Origin of the sequence: Sphingomonas sp. RIT328 (assembly GCF_000632225.1) — a bacterium.
GTDB classification, from domain to species: Bacteria; Pseudomonadota; Alphaproteobacteria; order Sphingomonadales; family Sphingomonadaceae; genus Sphingomonas; species Sphingomonas kyungheensis.
In genome coordinates this window covers 1-12,717 of the sequence record NZ_JFYV01000003.1, presented here as the reverse complement: position 1 = coordinate 12,717, position 12,717 = coordinate 1, and the positions used below count along the sequence as shown (strand labels likewise).

General features: G+C 64.8%; 11 protein-coding genes and 1 pseudogene. 3 read left to right on the top strand and 9 right to left on the bottom strand.

Translation table 11 applies throughout. The annotated features are described in order from the left end of the window. Window positions 1-114: 114 nt before the first annotated feature. The 6 genes and pseudogenes from BW41_RS02650 to BW41_RS02630 all read right to left on the bottom strand — a co-directional run bounded on the left by BW41_RS02650 (window position 115) and on the right by BW41_RS02630 (window position 5,893). Entirely contained in the window at window positions 115-1,227 is a 1,113-nt protein-coding gene (locus BW41_RS02650; protein ID WP_037531167.1) for an alkene reductase, read from the bottom strand. 353 nt (window positions 1,228-1,580) lie between these two features. After that, complete coding sequence (locus BW41_RS02645) at window positions 1,581-2,705, bottom strand: alkaline phosphatase D family protein (RefSeq protein ID WP_327195558.1); 1,125 nt, start codon at window positions 2,703-2,705, stop codon at window positions 1,581-1,583. Between the two features lie 90 nt (window positions 2,706-2,795). Continuing rightward, window positions 2,796-3,085 (bottom strand): annotated as a pseudogene (locus tag BW41_RS21990) (PhoD-like phosphatase N-terminal domain-containing protein); the annotation flags it as partial. 76 nt (window positions 3,086-3,161) lie between these two features. Next, window positions 3,162-3,950, bottom strand: a complete 789-nt coding sequence (locus BW41_RS02640; protein WP_037531165.1) for an acid phosphatase — start codon at window positions 3,948-3,950, stop codon at window positions 3,162-3,164. Between the two features lie 84 nt (window positions 3,951-4,034). Then, a complete protein-coding gene (locus BW41_RS02635; protein ID WP_081792852.1) occupies window positions 4,035-4,679 on the bottom strand; it encodes a DUF1826 domain-containing protein in 645 nt (214 codons plus the stop codon). Beyond that, on the bottom strand, window positions 4,676-5,893 hold the full coding sequence (locus BW41_RS02630; RefSeq protein ID WP_037531164.1) for a GTP-binding protein: 1,218 nt from the start codon (window positions 5,891-5,893) through the stop codon (window positions 4,676-4,678). Before BW41_RS02630 ends, BW41_RS02635 begins: the two co-directional genes overlap by 4 nt. Window positions 5,894-5,979: 86 nt before the next feature. On the opposite strand from BW41_RS02630, the gene BW41_RS02625 reads away from it, so the two are divergent. Then, a complete protein-coding gene (locus BW41_RS02625; protein WP_161773108.1) occupies window positions 5,980-6,336 on the top strand; it encodes a MerC domain-containing protein in 357 nt (118 codons plus the stop codon). Window positions 6,337-6,798: 462 nt separating this feature from the next. Here the strand turns inward: BW41_RS02625 and BW41_RS02620 are convergent, their stop codons facing one another. Together BW41_RS02620 and BW41_RS02615 are read right to left on the bottom strand one after the other, a co-directional pair. Next, window positions 6,799-8,832, bottom strand: coding sequence for a DUF3857 domain-containing transglutaminase family protein (locus tag BW41_RS02620; RefSeq protein ID WP_235199469.1), 2,034 nt, complete (start codon window positions 8,830-8,832; stop codon window positions 6,799-6,801). Between the two features lie 230 nt (window positions 8,833-9,062). Next, on the bottom strand, window positions 9,063-9,389 hold the full coding sequence (locus BW41_RS02615) for a metalloregulator ArsR/SmtB family transcription factor (protein ID WP_037531320.1): 327 nt from the start codon (window positions 9,387-9,389) through the stop codon (window positions 9,063-9,065). Window positions 9,390-9,479: 90 nt separating this feature from the next. On the opposite strand from BW41_RS02615, the gene BW41_RS02610 reads away from it, so the two are divergent. Both BW41_RS02610 and BW41_RS02605 read left to right on the top strand, forming a co-directional pair. Next, window positions 9,480-10,439: an acyl-CoA desaturase gene (locus tag BW41_RS02610; RefSeq protein WP_051583197.1), complete on the top strand. Its 960-nt coding sequence runs from the start codon at window positions 9,480-9,482 to the stop codon at window positions 10,437-10,439. Window positions 10,440-10,442: 3 nt separating this feature from the next. Continuing rightward, entirely contained in the window at window positions 10,443-11,786 is a 1,344-nt protein-coding gene (locus BW41_RS02605; RefSeq protein WP_037531159.1) for an SRPBCC family protein, read from the top strand. A gap of 646 nt (window positions 11,787-12,432) precedes the next feature. On the opposite strand, the gene BW41_RS02600 is transcribed toward BW41_RS02605, so the two are convergent. Continuing rightward, on the bottom strand, window positions 12,433-12,717 hold a 285-nt coding region (locus BW41_RS02600; RefSeq protein WP_037531157.1), incomplete at its 5' end, for a carbohydrate porin.

Genomic DNA, 12,717 nt, shown 5'->3' with positions numbered 1-12,717 from the left:
GGGCTCGGCCGGGATCGGAAAAGCGACTGGATTGTCTCAACGTCCCTCGACGGCGAATGGGGGCAGGCACTCCGTGCCCGCCCTGCAATGCCGTTGCGTTAAACCAAGATTGTCTCACTTCAGGCTGATTGGCCCGTTCATCCCCGGCCAGTCGGAGTAGCCGACCGAGCCTCCGCCGTACCAATATTGCTTGGGAGCCTCGGCGAGCGGGGCGCTGGTACGCAGACGGTCGACGAGATCGGGGTTGGCGAGGAACGGCCGGCCGAAGCTGAACAGATCGGCATCGCCGTTCGCCAGCGTCTCCTCGGCGAGATCGAGCGTGTACTGATTGTTGGCGATGTAAGCGCCACTAAAGCGCTTGCGCAGGTTCTGGAAGTCGATGCCGTCCGGCACGTCTCTGGTCTGCTGGGTCACGCCTTCGATGTCGTGGATGTAGAGCAGGCCTATCTCGGACAGCGCGTCGACGAACGTGTCGAACGTCTGCACGACCTGGCTGTCGAGCGGCGTCTTGCCGGGCTCGGTCGTCGCCGGCGAGATACGGATGCCCACCCGCTTCGCACCCCAGACCTCGACCACGGCACGGACCACGTCGAGCGGGAATCGGAGGCGGTTCTCGATGGAGCCGCCATACTCATCCGTCCGCCGGTTGGTGCTGTCGCGGATGAACTGCTCGAGGAGGTAGTTGTTCGCGGCGTGAACCTCAACGCCGTCGAAGCCGGCAGCCTTCGCTTGCTGGGCGGCGTGCCGGTAATCCTCGACGATGCCGGGGATCTCGGCTGTTTCAAGCGCGCGTGGGGTGACGAAATCCTTCAGGCCGTCATTGGTGAATGCCTGTCCTTCCGCCGCGATCGCGGACGGCGCCACGGGAAGTTCGCCGCCGTGCAGATCAGGGTGCGAGATGCGGCCCGTGTGCCAGAGCTGAAGGAAGATCAGACCGCCGCGCCGGTGCACGGCCTCGACGATCGGCCGCCACGCAGCAACCTGCGCGTCCGACCAGATGCCGGGCGTCATTGCATAGCCGCGCGCTTGGGCCGAGATGTTGGTCGCCTCGGTGATGATGAGGCCTGCATCGGCACGCTGGCCATAATAATCGGCGGCGAAGCCGGGCGGCACACCGTCGTCGTTTGAGCGGCTGCGTGTCAGCGGCGCCATGACGATGCGGTTCTTGAGTTGCAGATCGCCAATCGTGACGGGTTGCAGGACGCGGCTGGCAGATGGGGTGGACAAGAGATGATCCTCCGTTGGAGCGACGAGGCCCCAAGCGAGGCGAGGGTCACAACGCGCGAGCGCCGGCTTGCTCCCGAAGGATTGAGGATAAGCGCCTACCGCAGCCCATATCGCACCCGACCATCTACAGCTGCGGCGGTCACTGAACGGCTCGGACGTGAGCTGAACAAACGTCGGAAGTCGGGAACGACAATGGCCCGCTTAACGGCCGCAAGTGGGTCATTCCCTGTGAATAGGCACTATTGCTTCGCCAATTTACCAATCCAAGTGGCCTTTCAGTGCAACTGGGACTCAAGCCCAGTCTTATCCGATTCTGAACAGATCGAGGTTTCCAGCACCATGCTCAAATCAATTCAGGTCATCGTTACCGCGGCTCGACCATGCTCGACAGTCGCCGTACCAGACGTCTTGATCACGCCGTCGGGCCGCGTGACGGTATCGACGGTGCGGAAGTCGGTCTTCCACTGGTCGGTGGTTAGATCGCATAGCAGATAACCGCGCCGGTCGTTGGTCCAGGCGAGGAACGGGTTACGGGCGCGGATGCGGTTTTCGCCGATCCGCCGGTCCGCGCCGTCGCCGCCTGAGGTGATCGACGTGCCGACGAACTCGACTGCGACGGCATCCCCCTGGCCGCCTTCGGTACGCAGCACGCCGGCATAATTCTGGTGCTCGTCACCGGTCAGCACGACCATGTTGCCGGGCCCCTCGACCATTTTCAGCACGCGTTCGCGCGGCGCGTCGTAGCCGCCCCAGCTGTCCATGTTGCGGATCGGTGCGGGTTCGTCGCCGGTCCGCCGGTCGAGCGGCATCATCATCACCTGTTGTGCCAGCGCGTTCCAGCGGGCCTTCTTTTGCTTCAGGGCAGTGGCGAGCCATGCCTCCTGGGTCCGTCCCATCATCTGCGCGGCAGGATCGGCCCAGTCCGCACAGCGAGGCCTAAAACCGTCATCGCACGGTTGATCGGTCCGGAACTGCCGAGTATCGAGCAGATGCAGGTCGAGCAGATTGCCGATCGTCGCCCGGCGATAGATCTGCATGCCGGCGGCCCCCGGAAATGCCGAGCGGCGCAGCGGCATGTGCTCATAATAGGCCTGGAACGCGGCGGCACGGCGCAGCGCGAACACCTCGCGCGGATCCTTCTCCTGGTCAATCTCGCCGACCCAGTTGTTCTCGACCTCATGATCGTCGAATGTCACGAACCATGCGGCTGCGGCATGTGCGGCCTGCAGGTCCGAGTCGGTCTTGTACTGGGCATAGCGGCGGCGATAATCAGCAAGGTCGAACAGCTTCTGTCCGGCATGCTCGCGGACGAACCGGCGCGGCTTGCCGTCATAGCCGACCGGCATCGGCGCGCTTCGGCCCTCGTAGATATAGTCGCCGTAATGGAAGACGAATGCCGGATCGTCTGCCGCGAGGTGGCGATAGGCGGTGTAGAGCCCGTCCTCGTAATTCTGGCAGCCAGCGACCGCGAAACGCAGCCGGTCGAGGCAGGCGCCAGCGATCGGCAGGGTGCGCGCGCACCCCGCGGGCGAGCGCTCGCTGCCGACTATGAAACGGTGCCAATAGGGGCGATCGGGAAGCAGGCCAGCGACCTCGACATGGACCGAATGGGCGAGTTCAGGACGCGCGAGCGCCTTGCCGCCGGCGACCAGCGTCGCAAAGCGCGGATCGGTCGCGACCTGCCACTCACCTCCACCGGCTGCATCGGCATGCCGCCATGCTCGGCCAGCGGATCGGGGGCGAGGCGGGTCCAGATGACGAAGCCGTCCGCGGCCGGATCGCCTGCCGCGATGCCGAGGCGAAACGGGTAAGCGGTGAAGAGTTGTTGCGCGCGCAGGATTGCCGGTGCGCCGATCATGGCGGCAGCGGCACCGATCATGGTGCGGCGATTGAGTAGCAGGCGCGAGCCGATCGTGTCGGTCATGATTGTCTCGTCAGTAGAGAGGCTGGGCAACGAGTGCCGCTTCGCGTGTGCACTGGGCCGTATCGGGTTTCGCCGCGTCGCCGCTCTGCCGGAGTGTGGCGATCTCCTGCCTGGCCGCGGCGAGATCGGTGGCGAAGGCCGGATCACCCTGCATGGCGGTCAGCGTCGACGAGGCCGACAGCCGCCCCGCCTCGACCGCGCTCGCATTGTGGACGCCGCACACGATCCGGCTTTCACCGTACGCCCGACCACGCGCCAGAAGCGCGGTTGCAAGATCGGGCGCGATCTGCGCGAGCAAGGTCGCCGTCGTCCAGCCCGCGGTCGTATGGCCCGACGGATAATCATAGCTGTCCGCGACCTCCGATGCAGGCTGGCAGATCGGCCCGCGGTCGATCAGGAACGGGCGCTGCCGCTTGTAGAACGTCTTCGCGATGCCGGTCTGGCGCCCCGTATCGAACATGGCGCGCCGTAGCAGCGCGGCCGTCCGTGGCGCGCTTTCAGGCGTCATCGCGATCCCCATGGCGCAACTGAAATCGCGGAAGAGGTCGGTCGGGCTCGACTTCACGTCGTTTGTCGCCATCGCCCAGCGAGGACTGCCCTGCAACGCGCGTGTCGCTTTGAAGATCGCGCGGTCGGCGAGACCGCGAGGATCGGTCGACTTCGGGGCAGGCGGCAGGACGTCCAGCACGTCGAACGTGCCGGGCTTGAGATACCCCGCCGGCCCGAGCGCCTGCTGCGCACCGGCGACGGCACCAAGGCTTGCCAGCGTGACGGCGATGATAAGCGGCAAACGGGTCATGGGGTCGGCATCTTAATGGCTTGGATCCTGGGGATCGTGAAAAAGCGTCCACCCATCGTGCGACGATGATGGGCCGCGAAAATGTCAGCCACGTTGCATCGCCCGCTCCCACAGAGCAGCGGTTTCCGCTGGCGGCGGACCGTCGATCACGAGCAGCAATCGCTCCTCGCCGGTGCCTGCAATCGGCGGCGAGCGGTGGACGATCGCCTGCTCGCCGGCGAGGATGCGGCCCTTGAACAGGCCGACCGCGCCTTCAGCGAGCGATCGCCGTGTCTCGATCGCCGGCGCATCGACGATCTCTACCGATCGTTCGATCCACTGCGTCCCCGATCCGCGATAGGTGCAGATCAGCCGAACGGACACGTAATCCGCGTGCCAGCGCTTGCAGGCATCGCCGACTACCCGTTCCAGCCGGATCACGACGTGCGACAGATCCATGATCGCCGCGAAGGACTTGGCCAGCGCAGCGATGTCCGCAGTGATATCCGCATGCCAGGCGGCCAGCGGCTGCTGTGCGAACGCCTCGGTCAGTGCGGCATGCGCACGTCCGACTGGCGTCGTCATCTGGATGGTGCCGAAGCCGACCAGCGACTCGACCGGCAGCATCGAGGGACGCTCCCAGATCGCAAGGTTCACGTCAGGGTCAAGGATCGCCGCGAAAGCATCGATGGTCCGCGCACGGTGAACGTGCGAGCGGCACGGGGCGAGTATAGCCGCGCCGTCCATCATGCCATCTCCCGCACGCCCCAGGCGGGGAACGGATCGGGCAGCCCCTGCCACAGCCGGGGCGTGAAAGCGGCCGCGGGGACGAGGCACGCATCGAGGCGCCGCCTGATCTCGGCCTCATTCATGTCGATGCCGATGAAGACCAGCTCCTGCCGCCGGTCGCCCCAGATCGCCGACCATTTTGTCGCCACCATTCGGTCCCAGGCCTCACCGCTTGGGCGCTTCGCTTCCGGTACGCACGCCCACCATCGGCCCAGCGCCCCGGTCACCGTTTGGGCGCCGGCTTGTGCGAGTTCGCCGCACCAGTCGGGTCGCGTCGCGAGCCAGAAATGGCCCTTGGCCCGGACCACACCCGGCCAGCCGCCGCGTGCGAACGCGTGGAACTTCACCGGGTCGAACGGTGCGCGTGCGCGGTAGACGAAGCTCTCAACGCCGTATTCCTCGCTCTCGGGGCGGTGATCGGCGTGACCGTAGAGTTCCTTGGCCCAAAGCGGGTGCAGTTCCGCCTTCTCGACGTCGAACAGGCCGGTTTCGATCACCGAGTCGAGCGGTACGTGTCCGTGACGCGCTTCGATGATGCGGGCATCGGCGTTGAGCGACGCCACCAGCTTGCGCACGGTCGCAAGGTGTCCGGCATCGACGAGATCGGCCTTGGTGATGACGATCACGTCCGCGAACTCGATCTGCTCAACGAGCAACCCGACCAGGCTGCGGCGATCGTCGTCGCCAAGTGCCTCGCCGCGGTCGGCGAGGAAGTCGGTGCTCGCATAGTCGCGCAGCAGATTGGCGGCGTCGACCACCGTCACCATCGTGTCGAGCCGTGCGACATCCGACAGGCTTTCGCCCTGCTCGTCCTCGAACGAGAAGGTCGCGGCTACCGGTAGCGGCTCGGAGATGCCGGTGCTCTCGATCACGAGGCAGTCGAACCGCCCAGTATCGGCCAGCGCGCGTACTTCGAGGAGCAGATCCTCGCGCAGCGTGCAGCAGATGCAGCCATTAGTCATCTCGACCAGCGTGTCCTCGCCGCGCGACAGGGCGGTATCGCCGCTGCGAACCAGGTCGGCGTCGATGTTCACCTCCGACATGTCGTTGACGATCACCGCCACGCAGCGACCCTCCCGGTTGGCGAGGATGTGATTGAGGAGCGTGGTCTTTCCGGCACCAAGGAATCCGGACAGGACCGTGACGGGTAACAGCGGCTTGGCATCTTGCACCATCGACCTACCTTATATGCTATGATACTATGTATCATTAAGGTGACGATAGTGGCTGTGGCAAGATGAAAGCGATACGGACCTTTGGAATGGATTGGCTCGACCGCGCAGCGATGGCGGGATCGGCAGCGTGCATGGTTCACTGTCTCGTACTGCCGATCCTCCTGGCAGCGATACCAGCTGTGTCTGCGTTCATCGTAATACCGGAAAGCTTCCACCGCTGGGTGCTGCTGTTCGCGGCCCCGATCGCGGCGATCGCACTGGTCGGAGGGCACGCGCGCCACGCGGCGTCGTGGCCGCTGTGCCTTGGCGCTGCCGGACTGGGCCTGATGACGATAGGGGCCTTCGCACTGCCGGAGGGCGGCGCCGAAATCGCCGTCACGTTGACCGGCGGCATACTGGTGGCGATCGCCCACACGGCCAATCTGCGGTTGCGGCATAGCTGAGGCGGCTTGGCAAATCACCTGCGCCTATGGTCAGTTTGATCCGTTGGGCCTCCAATGCAGCTACCCGCTGCTCGGCCGATGTGTTGAGCTCAACCTCGCGCCCACAGGACACCGCCTCGGGCTCGTTCCGTGGAGCCCACTCGGCTTGGGAATGCTGACGGGCAAGTACGGTAGCGATATGCTGGCCGACTTCGGGCAGCAACAGCGCCTCGATGCGGTAGGCGCATCGCCTTAGTTCAAACCTTACTTCATCTTCGACGTGTTGCGCGCCTGTATCTTCGGCGGCAGCGACATGAGAATTTGGGGCGGGGGCGGCTGAACGAACGGCCGCTTGCAGGAAGGCCGCGGGCGGGGCTGAATGTCACTTAATAGGTCATGGTCGCTGGACAGATAACGTATTGTGTATCCGCAAGTTGCTCATTCATAAGCCGCCTTTGCGTCCACGTTTTCAGCCGGGACGCTTTAACTGGGCTTTCCAGTGCTTCTGCAAGGAACATCGGGTGCGGTCCAGTCGAACTCGTAGGTCGTCTGCACCGTCTCGCCGTTGCCAATCGACGCCTTCTTCCCAGCGGGGTCATAGGAAATCCAGCCCATGCTGTTGTCGAAGGCAGCGATGCGCGCATTGTCGCGCTGCGCCGTCGCAACATCGATTTCGGGCTGTTCGACGCGCGATGCGCGGACCATGCGGATTGCTCCGTCCCGCATTTCCCACGCGCGGTGGTAGGCGCGGCCGAACAGCCGGGTGTCGAAGCTGCTCTTGGACGACCACTGCTTCGCCTGCGTCGAGGTCGGAACCCGCATGGTGGTTACGAAGCAGGTGTACTCCGGCTTGGTGTAGAACGGCGCATCACGGTTCTGGTCGGATGCACGCACCCGCCGCTCCGGCGGGCTGAACCCGCCGCCTGGCAACGCCAGTGATTTGGCGCCCGCCCCGTCGTCGGACCAGTCGAAGGTGCCTGTACCGCTGATGGTCAGGATGCTGGCACCCGCCGCTGGGTCGTAACGCCATTTGACGTCATCGATCGTCTGGAAGGTGTCGCCGATTGCGTTCTGACGGAAGGCGTCGAGCAGCTGTGCAGCGGTCGCCGGCGCGAACTGTATCTGTTTCTGCAGGCCCTTGACGCCGCGAAGAATTTCTGTCGATACGATCCGGGCCGGTTTGTCAAAGCCCGCACGCGCATCGATCTCGAACAGATTGATTTCGTCAGGCGTGGTCGCTGGCTTCCACTGCAGCTTTTCGAGGGTGCTGCCCTTGGCGGTCAGCGGCAGAACCCAACTCGCTGGGTAGACGAGCCGAGGGTTGGGCGATGCGACCGAAGGTAGGGTTCCGTCCAGCCAGTAGCTCGTGCCGTCGATATGTGCTCGGACGAGGACGTGATCGAACAACTGCGGCAGTGCCAGTCGCTGGTCGAAGCCGTCGTCATTGCCGCTTGAGTTGACCAGAACGGGCTCCGCATCGATACCCATCTCTGCCAATAGCGCTAAGAGCAGCACGGTCTTGCCCTTGCAGTCGCCGTAACGGCGCTGCCAGGTCTCGTCGGCGGTGGCAGGGATGAGGTTGCCGCCGTTCAGGCCGACGTAGATGTAGCGCACGTCCTGCTGCACCAGCTTCAATGCCGCGGCCGCACGATCCAGCGGACGCGGTTGCGCAGCGGCGATGCGGGCCGCTTCGCGTTTCACGGCCGAGCCTGCAGCCGGTGTCGCGGCCTTGGCGAACATCGGGGCGAAATGACGCGACACCGTCGGCCAGTCGGCGAACTGGCTGAACTCCACGGCGCGCTGCCACTGGTAGCGGTTCGGGGCGTCCTTCGGCGGCGAAAGAAGGGGCGGATTGTCGAAGCGGAAGTCGACTGCCCGCTCAGCTTTCACCATCGCGCTCGTCATGTCGGCAGTGGGCTTGAGGTTGGGCTCACGACCCTGATCCCAGCTCAGCCCGAGGTGGTAGCGGCCAGGCGCCGGGCTCGGTCCCAGCACGAGGATGCCCGCCTCGTTGCGCCCGAGCCCTGGATCGCTGGAGAAGATCGTCATGTCGACTTCAAGCTCGTCGCCGACGCGAAGGTCGGGTATCCTGAGTACCGCTGTTAGCGTCCCGTCGAGCTTTGCCGCCTCCAGCTGATCCTCGCGGCGCAGTATGTCGAACTTGGCGTCCTTTAAGGCATCAACGACCTGACCATCGCGGAAAACCTTGATCTCGTGGACAATGGGGGCGCCTGCGCCGGGGTTCCAGGCGATGGAGATGTTGCCGAGCGGCAGGGCCGCCGAGTCGAGGAGTTTGATGCGATAGCCGAGATACTGCGCCTGTCCCTTGTCGCTGAGGTGAACCTCGACGTCCTGTCGCCGGAAGAAGACCGGACCGGTCGTGGTGGCCGGCAATGGCAGTAGCGTGGACGGCTTGGCCCAGGTCGGGGCAGGACCGCGACGAACCTGCTCGGTCTGCGCGCAGACGGGGCCCGCGACGATCATCGACGCCGCAAGCAGCAATCCAGCACGCAACATCGTTGAACCCCCATGCCCTCTGTCGGCCGTTAGTGTGGCAGATGCACGCTCGTGTTCAAGATGGTACCATCCGCTGCCTTGCCATCAGCGGTCAGCCTGAAGCGAACCAATTGGATGCACGGTTGACGGTGATGGCTGCTTCAGCCGGCGCATCAGCAATCAAGATGAACGAGCGACCGCAGTTCGGAAGCGACAAATGGATTGCGAGTGGCGCCTTTTGGGTCAATCAGTTACTCGCTGGCAATCGTCGAACTGCGTTTCCGCTTCAGGCCGGCGCTCTCGGCCTTCAGCGGCCGCGAGACGGGGCACACCTCCTGCACGTAAGCGTTGAGCGTGTTGGCAAGGTTGTCCGCCACCAGCCGGTAGAACACGAATTGACCGCGCTTCTCGCTCGCCACCAGCCCGGCATTCTCCAGTACGGACAGGTGCTGTGACACGGCCGGTTTCGACATCTCGAACCGGGACGCGATCTCGCCCGCGCTGAGCTCGGCGTGGGCGAGGTAGGCCAGAATCTTGCGGCGCGGGGTGGATGCCAGCGCCTCGAACACCTTCTGCATGAGGAACATTTAAGGGATAAGCTAATCGCTTGACAAGGGCGATAGCGTGTCACAGCATTTAAGCGATGAGTTAAGCGCTTGGAGGGTGGCATGGTTTCCGGTCATGATCGTGGTCGCGTCAACTCGCTCGTGGAGCTGCCTGACAGCAGCCCGGTCGACGGTGTGGTCCGGTGGGATGCGGCGCATTCGCTATGGAACGGGGCAATGCTGACAGTGTCGCTGGTGCTGGCACCCATGGCGTTCAGCTGGGGGGCGCTGGCGATCTGCCTGGTGCTCAGCGGAACCACGCTGCTCCTGGGCCACAGCGTGGGCTTCCACCGGCGGCTTATCCACCGCAGCTTCGACTGCCCGCTGTGGCTCGAACGGCTTCTGGTCTGGGCGGGCACCCTGGTGGGCATGAGCGGGCCGCTGTGGATGATCCGCACTCACGACCTGCGCGACTGGGCGCAACGACGAGCCGACTGCCACGATTATCTGGCGCACCGCCGCCCGCCGCTGCTGGACGCTTGGTGGCAGATGCACTGCCGGCTGGAGTTGAAGCGCCCGCCCGCGTTCGATCCTGGCCGCGTCGGTAGCGACCCGTTCTACCGTTTTCTGGAAGCGACGTGGATGGTGCAACAGGTGCCGGTCGCTGTGCTGCTGTTCCTGGCCGGCGGATGGGGCTGGGTGATCTGGGGCGTGTGCGTGCGTGTTTGCCTGTCGGTCACAGGTCACTGGTTCGTCGGCCATCTGGCGCATCGCACGGGGCCGCAGAGCTGGCTGGTGAACGACGCGGGCGTGCAGGCGCACGACGTGCCTTGGGCGGCGATCCCCACGATGGGCGAGGCGTGGCACAACAATCACCATGCCTTTCCGGGATCGGCGCGCATCGGGCTCTACCCCGGTCAGAGCGACTGGGGATATGCGTTCCTGCTGCTGCTGGAGCGAGCAGGGCTCGTCTGGAACATCGCGCTTCCCGAGCATTTGGCGCGCGAGGGCGCGTTGACCAGGGTAGCCCCGGAGCACGCGCACGAGGCCTTGTCCTTTGCGACACTTGTAGAGGAGGTCTGAGCGATGCGGCTGCCCTCCTTCGCCGGCGTGACGCGTCCGAGCCGCTATGCGCTCATCGCACCGGTGCTACTGCTGGTGCCGCACGCGGCTGTGGCGCTGCTGCTCCGCGCACGCGGCACGCCGCTACTTGCCGATGCGGGCTTCTGGTTGCTGCCGTTAAGGCGACTGGCGATGAGCCCGGACCTGCCCGCCGGTGACGCCGCAATCGCGTTCGCCGTTGCGCTAATAGCGGCGGGTGCGCTCGCACTCCTGTCGTTCCGGCGGGCCAACTGGTCCGGCGCAGGCTATGCGCTTGCAGCGGTGGTGGTGGTGCCGGCGGCGCAGATCGCGGCCGCGGCAATGCTCGCGCTACTCCCGCGGCTCGGGCAGCGCGACGGCCCCGGTTCAGCGCTTGCTCCAGGCAGCGATACCGCCCACGTGGTTCAGGGCGTACTCGCCGGTGTCGCCATCATCGTCGCGGCGGTGCTGGTCTCGGGGCTGACGTTTGGCAGTTATGGCTGGAGCTTGTTCGTTGCCACGCCGTTCCTGGTGGGTGTCACCACCGGCTACTTAGCCAACCGCCGGCTGCTGCTCAGCGGGCGCGCGACTGCCCGACTGGTGCTGATCGCCGCGGCGCTGGGCACGGCCGCGCTAGTGGCTTTGGCGCTTGAAGGGTTTGTCTGCATACTGCTCGCCGCACCATTGGGCGCCGTGGCAGCGTTGATCGGCGGGGCGGCGGGCCGCGCGGTCGCCAGAATGAACCAGGGCGGCGGCAAGCCGTTGGCGAGCGTGGCGTTGCTGCCCGCCCTGTTCGCTTTGGAAGCCGCCACGCCGCCCGATCTGCCGATCACCGCGCGGGCATCCGTTGAGGTCACCGCATCACCAGGTGCGGTGTGGTCGGCGCTTACCGGCGATCAGTCGATCGAAAGCGGGCCGGGCGTGTTGGGCGCAGCGGGTCTGGCCTATCCCTTGCGGGGCCGCCTACTCGGCCACGGTGTCGGCGCAGTCCGGCTGGGCGAGTTCTCAACCGGTGTCGCGCGCGAGCGCGTGACCGAATGGGTGCCCGGTCGTCGCCTTGGCTTTGAGGTTCTGAAGCAAGCGCCAGCGATGGAGGAGATGAGCCCTTACCGCCGCGTCCACGCACCGCACGTCCAAGGCTACTTCGAGACCGGCAGGACCGGCTTCACCCTCTTCCCGCTGCCGGGCGGTCGCACCCGGCTCGACATCGAAGCGCATCACGTCCTGCGTGTTGAACCGGTGCTCTACTGGGAGCCGCTTGCTCGGCTGGCGATCCGCATGAACCTGTCGCGGGTTCTGGATGATCTCAAGGGTAAGGCGGAGGCGGGCGGCCGCACTGCTCGCCTTTAGAATTCGCGTGTGAGCTGATGGCTTGTGGACACGGACCCGAAGCTGAACCAACGGCTGTTTCCGGGAAGCGACAAGTCGGCCCCTAATGACCGGAAGTGGGTCTCAAGGTAGCGGATGGTCTCATATGCATCAGCTGAAATTCGGCACGCTGAGATGAGCAAATTTTTACCGGTGCGGTCCTACGAAGCGGCGCATGCCCCGACGGATACGCTCACATGATCTGCTTTCCCTTCTGAGCGACGAGGCAAAAAGGAGGTCGGGAGACCATGCGACCAACTGGGCCTCGATCATAGGTCCGCTGCACACCGTGCCACGCGCAAAGGGGCCTGGAGACGTATGGACGGTAATACCGGGCGGAACCCCTCAACAGCGGGCAACAATTAATGACGCAGTCAGGATCGTGTCCGCCGTTCACCCGGCAGTAAAATCAAGCTGACGGCTATGGCGAGGGCGGCGGCAACGTGAACGAACGGCTGAAGTTGGGCAGAGGGAAAAGGGCTGTAAAATGGCCGGATGTGGGGCAACGTATCGCTGCCTCGCGATTATCGATTATTCGTACAGAGGGTCGCAGGCGCCGAGTAAGCGCCGTCATTATTTCGAGCTGCCTCCATAAGCCGAGGCACGCCATCCGAAACAGAGATGTCATTCATCCACCGAATAGTTGCGCCAGTTTCACGTCGATACGCACGCCGAGCACGATGGCGCTTGGAATGTCGGTCGTGCGCTTGGACGCATAAATTGGGTCGGGGTTGATGACATATTGTACGTTTGGCAGAACACGCAGACCGGGCACGGTGGCCCAGCCGTAGTTGATTTCGCCGACGATCTCGTCGTGGTGCGGCGCGCCGGTGCCGCCCGCCTTGGCGCGCAGGTCGCGCAAATAGTCGATCTGCGGGTCGCTGAAATGGGTGTTGGAGACGATGAACCCGAT

Excerpts from the sequence above, each read along its gene's own strand:
- BW41_RS02615 (WP_037531320.1), bottom strand. The coding sequence starts at position 9,389 with ATGCAGAAGGTGTTCGAGGCGCTGGCATCCACCCCGCGCCGCAAGATT.
- BW41_RS02625 (WP_161773108.1), top strand. The coding sequence starts at position 5,980 with ATGGATTGGCTCGACCGCGCAGCGATGGCGGGATCGGCAGCGTGCATG.
- BW41_RS02635 (WP_081792852.1), bottom strand. The coding sequence starts at position 4,679 with ATGATGGACGGCGCGGCTATACTCGCCCCGTGCCGCTCGCACGTTCAC.
- BW41_RS02620 (WP_235199469.1), bottom strand. The coding sequence starts at position 8,832 with ATGTTGCGTGCTGGATTGCTGCTTGCGGCGTCGATGATCGTCGCGGGC.
- BW41_RS02605 (WP_037531159.1), top strand. The coding sequence starts at position 10,443 with ATGCGGCTGCCCTCCTTCGCCGGCGTGACGCGTCCGAGCCGCTATGCG.
- BW41_RS02630 (WP_037531164.1), bottom strand. The coding sequence starts at position 5,893 with ATGGTGCAAGATGCCAAGCCGCTGTTACCCGTCACGGTCCTGTCCGGA.
- BW41_RS02610 (WP_051583197.1), top strand. The coding sequence starts at position 9,480 with ATGGTTTCCGGTCATGATCGTGGTCGCGTCAACTCGCTCGTGGAGCTG.
- BW41_RS02640 (WP_037531165.1), bottom strand. The coding sequence starts at position 3,950 with ATGACCCGTTTGCCGCTTATCATCGCCGTCACGCTGGCAAGCCTTGGT.